We start from the raw sequence: 18,665 nt of genomic DNA on the forward strand, positions 1-18,665 counted from the left end.
CTAACGCGTTCCCTTTAACTTATCACTTGGTTTTGACAATCGATCCCCATGATTAATCGGCACATGGATTGCAAACGTGGTTAAATTCATGTCAGACGTCACATTAATGTAACCCCCATGAAGATCAATGATGCTTTGAGCAATTGCTAACCCTAAGCCAGAGCCACCAGTGTCTTTATTTCGAGACTCTTCAACCCGATAAAACCGCTCAAAAATTTGATCCAGTGACTTCTGGGGGATCTGTGGGCCGTCATTGGCCACGTCAATCACCGCTTCACCGGGCTTGCCAACTCTAGCACTTAAAAAGATGTTGTGACCACCCTTACCATACTTGATCGCGTTAGAAATGAGGTTGTTAAACACCCGGCCCAACTTTTCCGCATCCGCTTCAATGTACAGCGGCCGGTCAGTATTTTGGGCTGAAATCGCCAACCCCTGTTTCTTAGCTTCCAACTCAAAGCTTGCAACTAACTGCTCCATCATTTGGTTAAGGTCAATCTTATTGATGGAAAGTGGCGTACCCGTCTGTTTCACCTTTGTGTACTCAAAGAGATTATCAACTAACGATTTCATTTGCTTGGCTTTGAGATAAGCAATTTCAGTGTATTTAAGCAAGTCTTCTTCGCTATGGTACTGCTTATCCTGGATGAGCCCCAGATAACCCAAAATTGAAGTTAACGGTGTCCGCAAGTCATGGCTAACGTTGGTAATCAATTCATCCTTAGAACTTTCAATTGCCCGTTCCTCATTCATCGACTGGATAACGCTATCAACTAACGCGTTAATGCTTTCAACAACTGACTGCGTGTTCCCCTTGAACTTGAACCCAATTCGATGATCTAGATGACCATTGGCAATATAATGCAATTCACTGATAATATGGCGAAGCTGCATCTGATGGTAACGCCGAATTAACCGCCAGTACACCACTGCAGCGTCAAACAGCAACATTAAAGTAATGAAGATGTTTTCCCAACTCCATAAGTGAAAGTGGTCGGGGCCAATAATGATCGATCGTTTAATAATAAAAATACCGTCCCGCAATCCTGGATTGGTCATAATCGATTCGTTGATCAGAATAATAATCGACAAATTCAACAATAAAAGCAGGATGACCGTTACAATCCCTTCCAAAAATAGTTCAGTTTTTTCACGGCCAGTTAACTTCAAAATAATTCCCCTTTTTTAACAGTTAATTAATGTGATTCAATCTTGTACCCAACGCCCCAGACAGTTTGAATAACCTTCTCACCATTGGTTGCTTCTTCAATTTTATCGCGCAGATGGCTCACGTGAACCATGACGGTCTTCGCAGAAACAATGCTTTCTTGGCGCCAAACTCGTTCAAAAATTTCATCGGCTGAAAAGACCCGGTTAGGATGGCTGGCCAGCAAGTAGAGAATGCCAAATTCTAACGCTGTCAGTTGAATTAACGTACCGGTGATGGTTTTGACCTCATGAGAGTCCTTATTAATCGTAAGCGGGCCAATGTCCAATACATCAGGCGTATCGTTAGTGACATGTTCTTCAGTCCGCCGAAGCAGTGACTTCACTCTGGCCATCACTTCAAGGGGGTTAAATGGCTTAGTGACATAATCGTCAGCACCACTGATCAACCCCTGAATCTTATCCATATCTTCGGTTTTAGCAGATAGGACAATAATTGGAATCTGGGAGTCTTTTCTGACTTCTTTGATCACTTCAATTCCACTCATTCCAGGCATCATAATGTCCAAAATCATTAAGCCAATATCAGATTCTGTCCGCAAGCGGGTCAACGCCTCTTTACCACTATATGCCGAAACTGGTTCATATCCTTCGTTTCGAATATAAATTTCAAGCAACTGAGCAATTTCTTTATCATCGTCGACAACTAATATTTTCATGGTCTGTTCTACCTCATTATTTGTTTTTAAATGCTAATTAATTTGATTGAAATTCATTGAAATGAATAATTCAACATAAAGTTTACACTTTTTATAGTAAACGACAACTGTCCTAATTATAGTGAGCGGAGCAGAGCGGTTAACAATCGGAGTGTAAGTCTCCTTCAAGGGAAATTCCTGGGTTTGGAATTTTTTGAAGGTGCTTACGCGCAGATTGTTGCTCTGCGGAGCTGTCCTATATAGTGAGCGGAGCAGAGCGGTTGACAATCGGAGTGTAAGTCTCCTTCAAGGGAAATTCCTGGGTTTGGAATTTTTTTGAAGGTGCTTACGCGCAGATTGTTGCTCTGCGGAGCTGTCCTATATAGTGAGCGGAGCAGAGCGGTTGACAATCGGAGTGTAAGTCTCCTCCGCCTGAAATCCCGGTTTGTGGGATTTTTGGTGAAGGTGCTTACGTGCAGATCCCTGCTTTGCGTAGCTGTACTAATTATACTTGGTGCGGCTGGGTTTCACCATTCCAAATAATCTTAACGCGGAAAGCTTAACGGTTACTTAAAGAGTGGGAAAAAGTAGCTAGTCCACACAATGCTAGCTTTGGAATCAAAAAATGAAGGTGAGACAGTTGTTATTTCTGCCCACCTCCAATCTTATTTAATATTTTTTATTGTAGCAATCCGCTTAGAAGCTCATCCCCTGTGCATTGAAACTAGTTTTTTGCTGCCACTGATAAAATGACCGTTTGTTAGCTGTAAGCGGGTGGTCGATCCATGACGAACAAGATGCTTAACTCGCAAAACCGCATTGTGTGAATGTTTGCGAACTCGATTATTGTTAGATAAGTTTGTCCCCTTATACTCGTAAATTCCATTTACTGCGTATACATATACATGCTTCTTGGTAGTTTTCCAATATAACGCCGCAACAAACTTTGGGTTAGCGGTTATATAGCTTCCATCACTCAGCTTGTAACGTAATTGCCCTGTGGTTGATCTTGCCGTCCCAACTACAGTAAATGTCGGCGCATTTCGCCGGGTTCGCTTTGAGTAATGCTGAACTCGGTGGCCTTTTTTGAATGATGGGCTTGTATATCGGTAGAGTGCCTGCTTTGCGTAAACCTTAAATGGGGCCACTTTCTTAGTCCGGGCAACGTTGACATTAACGGACGGATTGGTCGTTTTGCCGTTGCTATCCTGATTTATTGAAACACCCGTCTCATTATTGGTGCTTGGGGCAGAACTCACAACCGTTTGATTTCCAATCAAGTTGTTGGTTGGCGTCCCGGAATTCGAGCCATTTTCCGATTGAATCTTCTTGAAGGCAACAAGCGTGGCGTCCAACTCTTCCTTAGCTTGATCCCGCTTAGCCTGAGCAACATCATTTGCCTTCTGAGCCGCTTGAGTATTTTGGCTCGCATTCGTATATTGCTTTGTTGCGGCGTCCAATTTAACCTGAGCAGCATCTAATGTGGTCTGCGCCTTAGTCAGCGTACTGTCAGCGTCTTTGATATTATTTAACTGCTTCGTAAGTGTGCTAACGGCAGTATTAGCAGTGGTTAGCTTTTGATTTAAATCGTTCAGTGTTTGATTAACCGTACTTTGGCTCTTCTGCAAGCCAGCCTGGTTAGAAGTTGCTGTAGCTAGTTTTGTCTGTTCCGCTGCTAAATCAGTTTGAGTAGCTGTCAACGTTTTTTGAGCATCATCTAATGCTTGCTGCTTGGCGACCTTTTGCTGTTGGGAGTCAGTTTGTTGCGCCTTTAACTTGTTCAAAGAGTCCGTATCAGCTGTTAACTGGGAATTCGCCTTGTCAGCAGCATCCTGCGCATCTTTCTGAGCACCCTGGGCTGCAGTTAACTGATCGGCCAACTTGCTAATATCACCTGCTTTTGTAACTGTATCCAGATTAGTTTGAGCATCCGTGACTGCTTGAGTGGCATCAGATAATGATTTTTGTTGATCCGTTAACTTTGCCTGGAGGTCTTTAACCTTTTGATCGTTGCCAGTACCATCTGGAACTGGCAACGTATTAGTGGTATCAAACTTGGTTGGATCCTTGATGTAAGCCCTGGTGTCATCTGGCACCAATTCTAAGTGAATTTGATCTAAATTGTCCGTTCCAACACCAAGAAATTCGGTCACTTTGCCAGCGTTAATTCCCAACAAGGAGGTAGCATGAAGATAATCTTCTCCGTTACCATCATTAAATAACATGTCAATCACAGCTGTAAAAATCCCCTGCTTCAAATCAGCCATTGTTTTACCCTGATTTAAAATGTAACCTGCCGTACCCGCATCTTCGTAATAGTTTCCTGCATCATTAAGGCCATATTGGGACGCTGCCTTTTCTATCCCTTCGTTATAGTGACCGCCTTTAGCACTAATATCCCAAGTCTTTTTCCCGTTGGCATCACTATATTGCTCATATTGCTCAATAACAGCCTTAGCAAAGTCCAAGGAACTTTGGGTAACTTTTAACGCTGGGTAACCAAACTGAACCCGGGCACTATTTATCAATTCAGCTGTAAATTGGGTCAACGCCAATTGGTCTGCCGCTGATAAACTGGTCATATTGACCTGTTGAGCCTTATCCGTTGCAGTGGGTGTGTAACCATTAGCGTTTAAATCAACCCCGAGGTTAGCAATCGGATTGATTGCTTTAGAAGCATCGTCATACATTTGCTGGGTTGCGTTCTGATTATGAATGACATCTGCTAATTGTTGAAAGAGTGCTTCATTATATCCAGTTGGTAACTTAATACTAATATTGTCCGCTTCAAGCGCCGCAATTGACGCCTTAGTTTGATCCACTACAGTTTGCGCATCGGTTTGCGCTTTCTTAGCATTATCCAGCTGGGTTTGTGCGGTACTTATCTGACTCGAAGCAGTCTTTTTTGCTTCATCTAAAGTCGTTTGGGATGTTGTAACCTTTAACTTCGCATCGGTAAGCTTAGCAGTTGCAGAATCTACTGCAGATTGGTCATCCGTCACCTTAGTCGTTGCACTGGTAACATCTTGGTTAATATGATCTAGATCGCTAAGTTCCTTGTTTAACTTGTTGACGTCATCGGCTCCTTGACTCACCTTGGATTTAAGCGACGTAATCTGCTGATTGATGCTATCAATTGTTGACTGGCCGTCAACTAACTGTGATGCTAACGTCTTGGCTTGAGCCTGTGCAGTCGAGAGATCAGTCGTTGTTTTCATAATCAGTTGTTGTTGCGCCGTTAATTGATCCCCAAGGTCCTTAATCTTTTGAGCGTCTTCAGGACTAGCATTCTTTTGAGCAGCTGATAAATCAGATTTAGCCGAATTGAGCGCTTGGTTAGCTTGATCCAAAGCTTTTTGAGCAGATTTTAGAGAAGTTGTATTGGTCATCAAATCTGTTTGTGTCTTCTGAAAATCAGTTAGTGCTTGGTTATACGTTGCTTGAGCTGCATCAACCTTAGCTTGAGCTGCCTTCAATTGATCGGTCAAATTACTGGTAATAACTGAGTTGTTCTGATCGGCATGAGCAGTTGCCGTCAGAGAATTTCCTGGCAAAAAGCCACCAGCAAAGCCCCCTAACGCAATTGCCGAAAAGAAGATAACCTGCTTCCATTTTTTGTTCATATGTTGTTCTCCCTCATTTTCTACTTAGCATACCCCCTCCGGATATACCTGTGCGTATTATAACCTTTATCTAATATGATTATCAAGCCCAACAATGGCTTAGAACAACCAATTACCTCGCTACTGATAACGCAAAAAAGCAAGGTAGCCAAATCCGGAAAATGATTTGAAACTATCTTGCTTCTACGATAAGTCAAATAATATCTGTTAGGCCAATTATTCCAACAGAGCCGCTATTTTCCTTGCTTCTCCAATAACTGCTCTTGCATCTGATCCAGCTTATGAGTGACATACACTGGAAATTCGTCTGGGTTAACCAGTCGCTTTGTTGCTGACGGAATTTCTGCCAGCATCTTTTTACTGTGAGCTTGGATTGCAAATACGTCGGGCAAGTCAGCTTTTAAGTTGTCGCCATCCAAAACAGCTTCTTGAAGCGGCACCGCATCAAAATCTTTGATGAATTGATCACGTTTAGTTGCTAACGGGTTAGCCTTAACCACGTCTAATTGATCGCCAAGCTTTTCGTCCTTTAATGCAATCACATCGGCAAATGCCTGCTTAGTACCGTGATGATATAGCCGATAAGCTTGCTTGAGACCAGGCAACGTCACCTTTTCCCGGCTCGCGCTCACCTTAATTTTTGGAATTAACTGATCGCCCTCTGAAACTGCGGCTAACTTATAAACACCACTCAGGACTGGTGATGACGCACTGGTAATTAAATTCTCACCAATTCCAAAGTTATCTAGTGGCGCCCCTTCATTTAACAGTGACATCACGACGTGTTCATCCAAGGCATTCGATGCCGTTATTTTCACTTCAGGCAAGCCGGCATCATCAAGCTGCTTTCTTGCGCCACGGGCCAACTGAGTAATATCCCCGGAATCAATTCGGATACCAACCGGCTGGTGACCGTTTTGCTTGAGTTCTTTAAAGACCTTAATCGCGTTAGGAACACCCGACTTTAACACATCATACGTGTCAACAAGTAATGCAGCGTTGTCTGGATATACTTCCGCCCACTTCTCAAAAGCACTCAATTCATCAGGGAATGCTTCAATCCAAGCATGCGCCATCGTCCCAGCTGCCGGAATTCCGAACTTTTGGGCGGCCAAAACGTTTGAGGTACTTGTACAGCCACCAATAACCGCTGCTCTGGCACCATAGACGGCACTACTTGCTCCTTGTGCCCGTCTTGCCCCAAATTCCATCACTGGGCGATCACCAGCCGCATAAGTTATCCGGCGCGCCTTCGTGGCAATCAAAGATTGATGATTCATAATATTAAGGATGAGAGTTTCAAATAGCTGGGCCTGCAATAAAGGCCCCCGGATCGTCAATAACGGTTCCCGTGAAAAGACTGGCGTTCCCTCAGGAATAGCGGATACTTGGCAGTCAAAGTGGAAATGAGCGAGGTAATCCAAAAAATTATCCTGAAACAATCCTAGTGATCGTAAGTAATCAATATCTTGCTTATCAAAGTGAAAATCATGCAGATTCTCAACCACCTGCTGCAAGCCCGCACAGATCACAAAGCTACCATCATCTGGCACCTTCCGGAAGAAGACATCAAAGACCCCTTCTTCTTCGGGAATGGTTTGGCGGTAACCGTTTGCCATTGAAAGTTCGTATAAGTCCGTTAACATCGATAAATTATCCATAAGTCATCCTTCTTTTCTACTGATTAAAGGTATTAAAGTATCATTAACTTTTATTGTTGCAAATAAAAGTGACCACAACTTTTATTCTACGGTAACGCGATTTAGGGTTTATTTCAAGCCCCAATGAACGCTAATTTGTACACTCGGGCTGGGCGACCAGGTCGGTTATCAGCAGAGGTACCAACCGCAGTAAACAAGTGCCGGTGGCTCTTTTTAAAATTCGAATTATCAATTTGATTAATCGGTGTCTTTAAAAATGGTGAATAGACCATGCGGGCATCCTTCAGTGTAAAGCTAGCACCAAGGACCAGTAAAATATTGGGTTGATAATCCAACTTGTTTTTGATCCGATCACAAGCAATCTTTAAAATCCACTCATGGTCAAACGCAAGATGCGTTTCTGGTTTTGACTCATTGTGAGCAAATCGATCATAGTAGTCCCCTTCATTCGAACATTCCGAGGTTTGAAAGGCAAGCAGCCCGTTTGAAAACCGGTAGCTTGAATCTGTGTAGCCCATCGCAAACCATTTGGCATCAACAGCCCCATATCCAGGTTCCAAGTGCGGTTTGTCCGGTAAGAAAGTCATGTAGGCTAACGATAACGCCCGCGATTTGGGTGTCCGCAATTTATTGGTGAAAGTTGCCAACTGTTCTGTATGGCTATTTGATAATTCCATCCCGATCTTTTCTTTAACAAGTCGTAACGCTGCCTCATCAGCACTTTCCTGTAGCCGCATAAACGTTTCTGGCAGCGCCCAAAATTGATTGTAAGGAGAATTATCCCGCTTAACCAATAAAATGTTGACCTGATTGGTTGCCCGGTCAAAGCTCCAAATAATATTGGTAATATTAATAAAAGGTCGTTCAAGAATATTAGAAGTTGCCAAGAAGATGCCTCCATTTTTTAAATAATGATTTATTAGGACAGCTACGCAAAGCAGAAGCTTGCACCTAAGCCGGCTCGACCAAAAATCCAAGACCGGGATTTCCGGTCGAGATAACTTAGGCTCCAGCTTCTAAGCGCCTGATTTCGCTCACTTTATTAGGGCAGCTACGCAAAGCAGTAATCTGCGTGTAAGCACCAAAGATCCCTAGCCCAGGGATTCCTGGCCTAGGAGACTTACACTCCAATTTCTAACCGCTTTGCTCCGCTCACTCATTTTACCATTTTGGAATTCATTAGATAGTGACCTAATTAATTGTGTCTCAACCCGCTTCAGATTATAATGACATTAGAATAATGTTGTTATAGGAATGATATTTGCCATTTTGATAACAACCATTGCCCTTTGCCAGTTAAGCCAAAGGAAGTGTTATCCGTGTCCGAAAAAATAATTAAACACTTTACGATTGCTTTTCTCGTCTCATTTATTCTATTGTTGGGCGGCAGTATTAAGGCCTCAGCAGTTGCCCCCATCACGCCTCATGGGACCGCTCGGTTTGAGTCAGCCACCGCAACCATCGATACCACAAATAATTCAGTCCGCTACCAAAAAATCTGGGATAAGGCGGTTCAAGCCTGGAATCAAACCGGCGTCTTTGAATTTGTCCCGACGACTGATTCAGATGCTCAGGTTACAACGAGCACTAATTCAGGCCTTGGTGGTGCTTATACGGGTATGACCTACATCACGACTGGCAGCGATGGCTATATTCAGCATACCGAAAGCGAACTCAATCCGCAGACATTAAAAGTTTATCGATACTCAACTTCAGAAATGGTCAACGTGGCTGAGCATGAATTAGGCCACTCGATTGGTCTCTTGCATAATCCCAATCGGGCGAGTGTCATGTTTGCGGCCAACCGCTACTACAGTATCCAAGCCGTTGATTCTAAAAGCGTTCAGCAGCTATATACCACTCAAGCTGATCGAATCGCAATCTCGAACAAAAAGATCATTTTCCGTGACCCCGTCAACATAAAATAAAATGATGGTTCATTATCAATCCCTTATCTGGCCTGATAATGGATCATCTTTTGGGTATCTAGCCGTTTACCGCTTCTTTCAATAAAGCAGCGTTTCGCTGTAATTCAGTCAACAACGACCTCTCCGGCCAGTAAAGCCCTTGAAAACGCCAGGGTAGTAAAACAAATCCGTCGCCTGAGCCATCAAATAAACGTTGACCGCGGACATCAACTGCTGGCTGGCGAAGCGTCATCGTCTGATTGGCCATCGCTAACCCATTTAGCTGGGTACCATAGAATTGCTCAACCCCTTCAACATCGACTTTTTGAATGCCATAAAAGCGGTTAGCTGGATACATCACGCTTGCCACATTTGGATTATGGTTAAGTCCAATCGCGTGACCAAGCTCATGTTCAGCCACGTTAACCATTTCAGAGGTCGAGTACCGGTAAATCTTAAGTGCTTGCGGATTAAGCTCAACATCTATTCGGTGAAGGTACCCCTGCTTATTGAGGCTAATGTACGTCATGCCTGGGTAGTCCGCCCCTAATTTCGAGTCAGTGCCAGTAGTTATGTTGGCTAAGGCCTTGGTTATGACAAAGTGAAACGCCCCGGTGTGATTCCACGCTTGAATGGCCTGACGCCAAATTCGGCGAAACTTTGCGGAATTCTTAGAAAGGTTGACCGTGGCCGTTGGGTTGGCAAATTTCGCCGTCCCATGCGGGGTAACCGAAGCTGGCGCAGCCATGACAGGTACACTGCCCACCAAAATAAAGAACAGGGAAGTTAGCAAGATGCCACTCATTAACGAGCTTATCTTTCTGAGCATATTGCCCCCCTCTCAACACACATTCAACAACAACGACGATTAATCGACTTCCTATATTATATAACAATTAGTTTATATTTTGGAGAAATGATCCAGTAATTGACAACTTAGTTCGATTAACCCGGATTGTCAATCCTTGCAGTTAATATATTACCATTATTTGGGCTTTATATTCACCTAAATGTTATACTATCGGTGATAATAAAACTCGGAGGGACTGAACCGTTATGACTCAAACAAACCAAAACCGACTCCAATTAATCCTCATTATGACGGTCGTATTTACTGCCACTTTTACCACTTTGAGTGAGTCGGTAAGTCACGCAAAATCACTTCACGATCAGCAGATGTCAACTAGCCAGTCAATTCAGGTCACCCCGCTACAAAACACGATTGTCTTCGTTAGCAATGACACCAATATTTACAGTAACCTTCGCCTGACTAAAGTCGTGTATCACGTTAACCACACCGCTAACTATTTACCCGTCACGTCAACCAAACGTGCCGTGATTAACAATCCACAGCAACGCTCAAGTACGTATGTCTATGTGATTAGTAATCAAGATCACCATGTTCGCGGTTGGGTTGATGTTAAAAACGTTGCCCTATCATGCTAATGACTTTCACCATAAACGTCACTAGTAAGTAACTCAGTGTTCCTTCATTGGAAAATTTCAGCTAACGATAAACAAGCAGTCATCCTCGAAATCTGGATGACTGCTTGTTTTTTGAATAATTTTTTTAATTAGCAGGTCCCCTCAACAGAAACCAAACGCTTATTTATCTGGCGAGTAACTTAAATCAGCTATTTAGAGAAAAGAAACACAGCCAAACTGACTAGTTTTCGGGTTCGTAATTAGGGGCTTTTTTTGTGATGGTAACATCATGCGGGTGTGATTCTCGTAGACCAGCGTTAGAGATTTCAACGAATTGTGCGTTATCGTTTAACGCTTTGACGGTTGCAGAACCAGTATAACCCATTCCGGAGCGAAGACCGCCAACCATTTGGAAGACAATATCGTTAATGCTTCCTTTATACTCAACTTCGCCTTCAATGCCCTCTGGAACCAATTTATTGGCTTCACTGACACCACCTTGGAAGTAACGGTCAGCGGAACCATGTTGTTGTTCCATGGCCGCAACACTGCCCATCCCACGGTAGGTCTTGTACTTCTTGCCGTTTTCTTCATAGACATCACCGGGTGCTTCTTCGGTTCCAGCTAACATGCTGCCGAGCATAACGGCAGTGCCACCAGCTGCTAACGCCTTAACGATATCACCAGAATACTGAATGCCACCATCGGCAATAATTGGCTTGCCCCATTTTCTAGCAACTGAGGCAGCGTCATAGACAGCCGTAATTTGAGGAACCCCGACACCGGCAACAACCCGTGTGGTACAGATTGAGCCGGGGCCAATTCCAACCTTAACGACATCAACGCCTGCTTGGTACAAAGCTTCAGTCCCAGCGGCAGTTGCAACGTTGCCAGCAATTAAAGTCGTGTCAGGATAGTGATCACGGATTTGAGCAATTTTTCGAAGAACGCCAGCTGAATGACCATGAGCCGTATCAATCACAATTGCATCCGCACCGGCTTTAAGAAGGGCAGAAGCGCGGTCAAAGGTATCAGTTGATACCCCAACAGCTGCGGCAACTAACAATGCGTCGTTACCATCAACAGCTGCTTTTGGCGTTTCAGCCGTCTTCTTCACAGCCTTCACCTTGGCAACTTCACCCGCTTGGGCTTCAATACTAAGGTTCTTATGAATAACTCCCAAGCCACCAAGCTTTGCCAAGGCAATTGCCATCTTCGATTCGGTAACAGTGTCCATTCCGGCACTGATGAAAGGAACATTTAACTTCAGATTGTCAGCTAATTGAACTGATAAATCCACATCATTTGGTAAAACATCACTCGCTGCGGGAACCAACAGCACATCATCAAACGTATATCCCTTTTTGCCGAACTTGCTATCCCAACTAACCATCTATCTCGCTCCTTTAATTTTTTAGTTGCTTAGTAACATATCACGTTAGCTCAAAACAAGCAACGATCGTTATCAAAGTCTAATCCCGATCTCATAATTAGTAACATCGCTAAGTAACGGGTTCTTAAAAGTTGTTATTGATTATACACGAACTTTTAGAATAGTTAAAGGACTTTATTCAAATTAATTTGCAGATTTTACAATTAATACCCTGCCAATATTTTTTAATGTTCGTGTTTTACGGATAAAATAAAAGCCCACTGATAATCAGTAGGCTCAACGAACAATTTGACTATTAAAACTTAACGATCACCTTTAGAATAAACCACCGGTGATATTGAATCGACGCTTATACCACCACGAACCCCCAGCACTCAACAGACCAAGGACAAGGTAAGCGTAACGGTTCAGGGCAGGGTTAATCACTGCCGGAAGCATCGCAGCACCAGTGAAGACACCCATCCAGACAACCACAAACACAATCATGATTGCAATTCGAATCCAAATAGAATATTTGTGTTTAACACCAGGCGTAAACATCATTGTTACCAGTGGAATTCCAACTCCGGCAATTGCGGCACTAATAATGATACCAGTAATTCCCATAACTGGCTGTGGGTGCCCTTTTGAAGGGAAGAAACTAATAATCCCATACATAAATGTAAAGATCATTAAAAATAACAAGGCATTATAGCCAGCGTTTGGCCAGTAATCCCGCTTTGGATCTGGTTTTCTCTTTGGTGGGTTCAGGATTGTCTGAACCCTTTGGTCAACTGTTCCCCACATGTTTCGAGCAGTTTTCCCCGACTTCTGGCCTTCAACTAATTCCTGAACCATTTTGTTAACGGTTTCGGCTTTTTGAGCTGCAGTCAACTTGGTCCCGGCAAGGGCCTGGTTAAATTTATACATATACTCTGCGTTTCGCTTGGTTAAGCCAACGTTATCAAATTGGGAATGAACGATCTTCGCAGACCGATCCCGATCTTGATGGACATGGGCGTTTTTTTCGCGGACGCTCATACTTTGTTTTGATTCGTCATTATTACTACTCACTTGTTTCGCTCCTTAATGATTGGCTGGGATGGTTGTTAGGTTGAAATGATCCTTCGTTAAATTTTCGGGCTGTGTTGGACAGAAGCATACATGGACACATCTGATAGAAATTGGGCACTGTTTGGTGGATGTCCTATGCTACATAGATTAGGATCGCTCCGCAAAGCAGAAACTTCCGCATAAGCACCTCTGACAAAAATCCCCAAAAACCAGGGATTTCTGTCAGAGGAGACTTATGCTCCAGTTTCTAACCGCTTTGCTCCGCTCACTCTCACTATACATTGAACCTAAACTCCACAATATCCCCATCTTGCATTACGTAATCTTTCCCTTCCAGCCTCAGCTTTCCGGCATCCTTAACTGCCGCTGGTGTTTTATATTTGTCCAAATCTTCGAACGCCATAATTTCTGCTCTGATAAAGCCTCGTTCAAAGTCTGAATGGATGATGCCGGCTGCTTGAGGGGCCTTTGTTCCCTCTTTAAACGTCCAGGCACGGGTTTCCTTGCCACCCGCTGTGAAGAATGTCTGTAACCCTAAAAGCTTATATGAGGCGCGAATAAGCCGGTTTAAGCCAGGCTCCTTAACTCCTTCAGCCTCAAGAAATTCCTTTTTCTCAGCGTCATCTAATTCAGCGATTTCTTCCTCAGGTTCTGCAGCAACCGCAATTGCTTGGGCACCTTCCTTATCGGCAAAATCCTTAATGACATCAAAATATTTAGAATTTTCAGGATCAGCCATGTCATCCTCGGCAATATTGGCAACGTAGAGAACTGGTTTACTGGTGAGTAAGAAGAGTCCCTTTACAATTTTTTGTTCATCTTCATCGAATTCAATTGACCGAACTGAGCCACCGTCCTCTAAAACTGGCTTGATTTTCTCTAATACCGCTAATTCAGCCTTGGCTTCTTTATCAGCACCTTTGGCAGCTCGTTGTACCTTGCCCAGTCGCTTATTAACGGCATCCAAATCGGAGATACCTAATTCCAAATTAATCGTTTCGATATCGTCAATTGGATCAACTTTCCCGGTAACTGTCGTGATATTATCATCGTCAAATGCCCGCACCACGTGCACAATGGCATCTACTTGACGAATATTTTCGAGAAACTTATTCCCAAGTCCTTCACCTTTACTGGCACCCTTAACAATTCCGGCGATGTCGGTAAACTCAAAAGTGGTTGGAACGACTTTTTTAGCTGGGATTAGTTCCTGGATTCGATCCAAACGCTTATCAGGAACTTCAACCATCCCCACATTAGGATCAATTGTGGCAAACGGGTAATTTGCCATTTCAGCCCCAGCTTTAGTGATCGCGTTAAATAATGTTGATTTACCGACGTTGGGTAACCCAACGATTCCTGCAGTTAATGACATAAGTTAACAACTCTTCTTTCAGTTTATTTTTCAGCCTTTTCAAGGATTTTTTTTAATTTATGGTCGAACTCTCGGCGCGGCATCATCACAATGTGACCGCAGCCGGTACACTGAATTTTAATATCAGCCCCCATCCGAATGATCTCCCAGCGGTTGGTGCCGCATGGATGAGGTTTTTTCATTTCAACAATATCGTGAAGATCGTACATGGTTGATCATCCTTTCCAGAGTGCGAACCCAAGCAGTTAGGGATCGGATTGTAAATCTCCTTTGAAGAAAATTCCTGGTTTTGGAATTTTTTCAAGGGTGCTTACACGCAGATTTCTGCTTGGGTGAACACGTTTCCACTAGGTTGCTTAGAAAAAATACAGATTGTCGCCTACCACTCTGCTCGACAGAACATGGTAGCAGCATTCGATTTTAGTTGTTTCTGTGTTTTTATAGATTTGAGGAGAAGGCTTGGCGTTAGTGCCAAGTTCTTAAGGGTCGTTTTATTTTTCACATTGAGCTAGACAGATCCGCAAAGCACACACCTACGCATAAACACCACTAACAAACTGTTTAGTGATTGTCCTAGGCTACATAGAGTAGGACCGCTCCGCAAAGCAGAAACTTCCGCATAAGCACCTCTGACAAAAATCCCCAAAACCCAGGAATTTCATCTTCTTGGCAACATTGTGGAAACGTGCTACACCAAGCAGAGACTTGCACCTAAGCCTTCTCCACCAAAAATCCAAAACCAGGATTTCTGGCGGAAAAGGCTTAGGCTCCAGTCTCTAACCGCTTGGTTCCGCACTCTAACCGCTTTGCTCCGCTCACTTAGTCTAAATCCACCCCAAACATCTCCAAAATCCGGTTCAAATCATCTGTTGACGCATATTGGATCTCAATTTTCCCCTTCCCCTTTTTACGAGAGGAATTGACAATTGCAACCTGTGTGCCAAATTTTTCCTGCAGTTGGCCTTCAGATGCCCTGACAAATGGTGACTTTCGGGGAGCCTTTTTCTTCTTGGTACCCTTTTTGCCGTTAATCTTAGCGGCTGCCTGTTCTAGTTGACGAACCGTCATGGATTCTGTAACTGACTTCTTAGCTAGCTTGATTAAATCCTGTTTATTATTAACTGACAGCAGTGTCCGGGCCTGACCCATCGACAACTTGTTATCTTCAAGTAACTCCTTAACTTCAGAGGGAAGGCCTAAAATTCGGAGATAATTCGCAATATACGGACGACTCTTACCAAGCCTTGACGCAACTTGCGCTTGGGTCAAATCCAAGCGGGTCATCAACATATTATAAGCTTCAGCTTCCTCTAAGGTAGTCAAGTCTTCTCGCTGCAGATTTTCCATAACAGCGATTTCCATCATTTGCTCTTCGGTCGCATCCCGAATAATCGCTGGAATCGTCTGCTGCTTAGCGATTTTAGATGCCCGCAGCCTTCGTTCACCGGTTAGCAACTCATAAGAGTCGACTTCTGGATCGGGCTTGCGAACGATAATTGGCTGGAAAACACCGGAGTTTTTTATTGAAACTGCTAAATCCTGAAGCGCCTTTTGGTCAAATCGATGCCTTGGCTGATAAGGGTTAGGCCTGATTTCACTAACTTCAATGTCAATAACATCTTCCTTGCTGGTATCAACGTTATTATCCTGGAAAAGGGCTTCAATTCCCTTTCCCAGCCCTGTGGGTTTCTTCTTATTAGCCATGGTTTGCCAGCACCTCTTTCGCCAACTTCATATATTTTTCCGCACCCTTTGACTTAGGATCGTAATCCATAATTGGCAATCCATAACTTGGCGCCTCAGATAATCGGACATTTCTTGGAATAACCGTTTCATAAACTTCATCTTTAAAGTATTTCCGAACTTCAGCATTTACTTGTTCACCCAAATTAGTACGCGCATCAAACATGGTGAGCAAGACGCCTTCGATTTTTAAATCCGGGTTAAAATGCTTTCGAACCAGGTCAATCGTGTTTAACAACTGACTCAATCCTTCCAGTGCATAGTACTCACTTTGGACGGGGATTAAGATCGAATCACTTGCCGTGAATGCATTAACAGTAATAAGGCCGAGGGATGGCGGGCAATCAATCAAGACAAAGTCGTACTGATCCTTTACAGCATCTAACGCATCCTTTAACCGAGTCTCCCTAGCCATTTGCGGCGTTAGCTCGATCTCTGCTCCCGATAACTGAATCGTGGCGGGGACAATATCTAAGCCGTCATGATCTGTATGTATAATCGTTTCCTGCATTGGTTCTTCGTTAACCAAAACATCGTAAACGTCTTTTTTGATATCCGCTTTAGAAATACCAACCCCACTGGTTGCGTTTCCCTGGGCATCCGCATCGACTAACAGAATTTTCTTTCCCAGCGTTGCCATGCCGGCCCCTAAATTAACAGCCGTCGTGGTTTTCCCAACGCCACCTTTTTGGTTAGCAAGTGAAATCACATATGCCATTATTCATCCCTCCTTATCATTTAATTGGTAATTGGTTCCCTATTCGGTGTCCCAGGCTTTCGCGGGTACTTTTTAGGGGTATCGTTAACTTTGTCGATTACAATGATATGCCTTGCTTCTTCAGAAATCGGCAGTGAAAATTCAAAATCACCGCTGACCTTACCACCTAACACCTTGATGGCAGCCTTTGAATCAGCTAATTCATCTTCGGCTTTGGCAGCTTTCATTGCAATCATTTTGCCGCCAACTTTAACGAGCGGTAGACACAATTCGCTAAGGACCGCCATTCTCGCAACTGCGCGGGCAGAGACGATATCAAAACTTTGACGCTGAGGTGATCTTTTAGCCCCAAATTCTTCAGCTCTCGCGTGGAATAGCGCAACGTTATCAAGCTTAAGTGTGTCAACTAACGTTTGTAAAAAATTAATTCGCTTATTTAATGAATCAACGATCGTTACTTTTAATTGTGGAAATAATATTTTAAGCGGAATTGACGGAAATCCAGCGCCGGCACCAACATCACAAATCGTCAATGGTTCCGTTTGGATTTGTGAAACAAAAAAGGCTGGCGTTATCGAATCATAAAAATGTTTTAAATAAACTTCCGGTTTTTCTGTAATTGTCGTGAGGTTAACATGTTCATTAACCGCCACCAACAGCTTAAAATAGGCATCGAACTGACTCATTTGCTCGTCAGTAACTTCGATACCTTTATCTAAAAGGACCTTTAAAAATTGATCGTTGTTCATTTATTATTTCTCCTACCATGTGAAACAATCTGTTTCACGTCTTAGTATACTTTACCTTAAAATCGCTTATATGACAAGCCACCCAAGCCTATTAATTCTAGCGATATTGTGATTAAAATGCAAAACAAAAACAGTCAACTAAAATAATTGACTGTCCCAAGAAACTAATCATTTATTCAGATAGTAATTACTGCTTAGCAAGTTCCTTCATTACATCTTGAACTACTGGATTTGCAAATACATCGTCTGCCGCCTGTTTGATAATTCGCTGTTGATCCGGCTCTGATAATTTGTTGCTTCGGATGTTCCCGGGTTTAACAATTTTTACTTTATCGTATTTTTTCATTTAATCGCCCCTATCAAAAGAATTAGAACCATTGTCATCACTTCTTAGCTGTTCCAGCGTATCCCACTTTTCATTAAATAAATTTAGCCTAACGTTTTTCAAAATATAACTTGAAATCTGCTTCGTGTCAATTAATCCAACCGCAATTTTAAGTGACATATCAATTAATTCTTGTTTTAATCCTGGCGTAAAAATAAAGTCATAGTCATTTGAATGTAAAAACACTAACATTGCGACCATTGCCGTTCGCTTATTACCATTTGAAAACGACTGCAATTTGCCAATTCGCTCCCAAAGATAAGCTGCTTTCTTGGTAAGTGTGGGTTCTTGATTTTCTCCATATATGACTGGACTGCCGAGATAATCAAGAACGTAGCCAATGTGATTCTTACCTTCAGGGATCTTAAGCCCTCGTAATCCATAAACACCGTCTTCCTCATACATTTGCTGCGCATTTGAATTCCAATCAACTAAATTATTCATCGAAGGCACAATTGTCTCAATGGGAATAAGAAATATTCTGTTCTGAATCTTTCCTTGCAGAAAAGTGTTTATTGAATAAGCCCTTACTGACCACGGAACTAATTCCAAACTGATTTTATCTATCCCTCCCGCAAAGCGCTCTCGATAGGTTTTCAGGAATAATTCAAGCAATTCATCCTGTTGTTCAGTCGTATCAAACGGTACCACAATTATCCCAGAATAATGGACACCATTTAGATAACCACCTTTCAGCTCATGATTCCCTAAAAAATTTAATGGCCTTAATTCGTCTTTAAATGAATCACCCAGTGTCATCAATAAATT

General features: G+C 43.0%; 17 protein-coding genes. 2 read left to right on the plus strand and 15 right to left on the minus strand.

The genetic code is table 11. The features are described from left to right. The 5 genes from FC98_RS04025 to FC98_RS04045 all read right to left on the minus strand — a co-directional run bounded on the left by FC98_RS04025 (nucleotide 1) and on the right by FC98_RS04045 (nucleotide 8,036). Complete coding sequence (locus FC98_RS04025; protein WP_008856124.1) at nucleotides 1-1,170, minus strand: sensor histidine kinase; 1,170 nt, start codon at nucleotides 1,168-1,170, stop codon at nucleotides 1-3. A 26-nt stretch (nucleotides 1,171-1,196) separates the two neighbouring features. Then, complete coding sequence (croR, locus tag FC98_RS04030; protein ID WP_008856123.1) at nucleotides 1,197-1,886, minus strand: response regulator transcription factor CroR; 690 nt, start codon at nucleotides 1,884-1,886, stop codon at nucleotides 1,197-1,199. Between the two features lie 683 nt (nucleotides 1,887-2,569). After that, entirely contained in the window at nucleotides 2,570-5,488 is a 2,919-nt protein-coding gene (locus tag FC98_RS04035) for an SEC10/PgrA surface exclusion domain-containing protein (RefSeq protein ID WP_056949231.1), read from the minus strand. A gap of 233 nt (nucleotides 5,489-5,721) precedes the next feature. Continuing rightward, nucleotides 5,722-7,149 (minus strand): nicotinate phosphoribosyltransferase, encoded by a 1,428-nt coding sequence (locus FC98_RS04040; protein ID WP_056949232.1) that lies wholly within the window; start codon nucleotides 7,147-7,149, stop codon nucleotides 5,722-5,724. 113 nt (nucleotides 7,150-7,262) lie between these two features. After that, nucleotides 7,263-8,036: an NrtR DNA-binding winged helix domain-containing protein gene (locus FC98_RS04045; protein WP_191981997.1), complete on the minus strand. Its 774-nt coding sequence runs from the start codon at nucleotides 8,034-8,036 to the stop codon at nucleotides 7,263-7,265. 432 nt (nucleotides 8,037-8,468) lie between these two features. Between FC98_RS04045 and FC98_RS04050 the strand changes: the two genes are divergently transcribed. Next, on the plus strand, nucleotides 8,469-9,077 hold the full coding sequence (locus tag FC98_RS04050) for a matrixin family metalloprotease (RefSeq protein ID WP_050806228.1): 609 nt from the start codon (nucleotides 8,469-8,471) through the stop codon (nucleotides 9,075-9,077). A gap of 58 nt (nucleotides 9,078-9,135) precedes the next feature. Here FC98_RS04050 and FC98_RS04055 read toward each other — a convergent pair whose 3' ends face one another. Further along, a complete protein-coding gene (locus tag FC98_RS04055) occupies nucleotides 9,136-9,885 on the minus strand; it encodes a matrixin family metalloprotease (protein ID WP_056949233.1) in 750 nt (249 codons plus the stop codon). Between the two features lie 227 nt (nucleotides 9,886-10,112). Between FC98_RS04055 and FC98_RS04060 the strand changes: the two genes are divergently transcribed. Next, nucleotides 10,113-10,502, plus strand: a complete 390-nt coding sequence (locus FC98_RS04060; protein ID WP_008855462.1) for a hypothetical protein — start codon at nucleotides 10,113-10,115, stop codon at nucleotides 10,500-10,502. 220 nt (nucleotides 10,503-10,722) lie between these two features. Here the strand turns inward: FC98_RS04060 and guaB are convergent, their stop codons facing one another. From guaB to FC98_RS04100, 9 genes are all read right to left on the minus strand, one after another. Continuing rightward, nucleotides 10,723-11,874, minus strand: a complete 1,152-nt coding sequence (guaB, locus tag FC98_RS04065; RefSeq protein WP_056949234.1) for an IMP dehydrogenase — start codon at nucleotides 11,872-11,874, stop codon at nucleotides 10,723-10,725. Nucleotides 11,875-12,189: 315 nt separating this feature from the next. Next, nucleotides 12,190-12,927, minus strand: a complete 738-nt coding sequence (locus tag FC98_RS04070; protein ID WP_082602751.1) for a DUF1129 family protein — start codon at nucleotides 12,925-12,927, stop codon at nucleotides 12,190-12,192. Nucleotides 12,928-13,201: 274 nt separating this feature from the next. After that, nucleotides 13,202-14,302 (minus strand): redox-regulated ATPase YchF, encoded by a 1,101-nt coding sequence (gene ychF / locus FC98_RS04075; RefSeq protein ID WP_056949235.1) that lies wholly within the window; start codon nucleotides 14,300-14,302, stop codon nucleotides 13,202-13,204. Between the two features lie 23 nt (nucleotides 14,303-14,325). Continuing rightward, nucleotides 14,326-14,511, minus strand: coding sequence for a DUF951 domain-containing protein (locus FC98_RS04080; RefSeq protein WP_008855456.1), 186 nt, complete (start codon nucleotides 14,509-14,511; stop codon nucleotides 14,326-14,328). 610 nt (nucleotides 14,512-15,121) lie between these two features. After that, complete coding sequence (locus tag FC98_RS04085) at nucleotides 15,122-16,006, minus strand: ParB/RepB/Spo0J family partition protein (protein ID WP_008855454.1); 885 nt, start codon at nucleotides 16,004-16,006, stop codon at nucleotides 15,122-15,124. Then, a complete protein-coding gene (locus FC98_RS04090; protein ID WP_008855453.1) occupies nucleotides 15,999-16,763 on the minus strand; it encodes a ParA family protein in 765 nt (254 codons plus the stop codon). Before FC98_RS04090 ends, FC98_RS04085 begins: the two co-directional genes overlap by 8 nt. 20 nt (nucleotides 16,764-16,783) lie before the next feature. Next, nucleotides 16,784-17,512: a 16S rRNA (guanine(527)-N(7))-methyltransferase RsmG gene (gene rsmG / locus FC98_RS04095; RefSeq protein ID WP_008855452.1), complete on the minus strand. Its 729-nt coding sequence runs from the start codon at nucleotides 17,510-17,512 to the stop codon at nucleotides 16,784-16,786. Nucleotides 17,513-17,699: 187 nt separating this feature from the next. Further along, on the minus strand, nucleotides 17,700-17,858 hold the full coding sequence (locus FC98_RS14610) for a hypothetical protein (RefSeq protein WP_008855451.1): 159 nt from the start codon (nucleotides 17,856-17,858) through the stop codon (nucleotides 17,700-17,702). Next, on the minus strand, nucleotides 17,859-18,656 hold the full coding sequence (locus FC98_RS04100; RefSeq protein WP_008855450.1) for a type II toxin-antitoxin system death-on-curing family toxin: 798 nt from the start codon (nucleotides 18,654-18,656) through the stop codon (nucleotides 17,859-17,861). It abuts the gene before it with no gap. Nucleotides 18,657-18,665 lie beyond the last annotated feature (9 nt).

This window comes from Lentilactobacillus kisonensis DSM 19906 = JCM 15041 (assembly GCF_001434135.1).
Taxonomy (GTDB): domain Bacteria; phylum Bacillota; class Bacilli; order Lactobacillales; family Lactobacillaceae; genus Lentilactobacillus; species Lentilactobacillus kisonensis.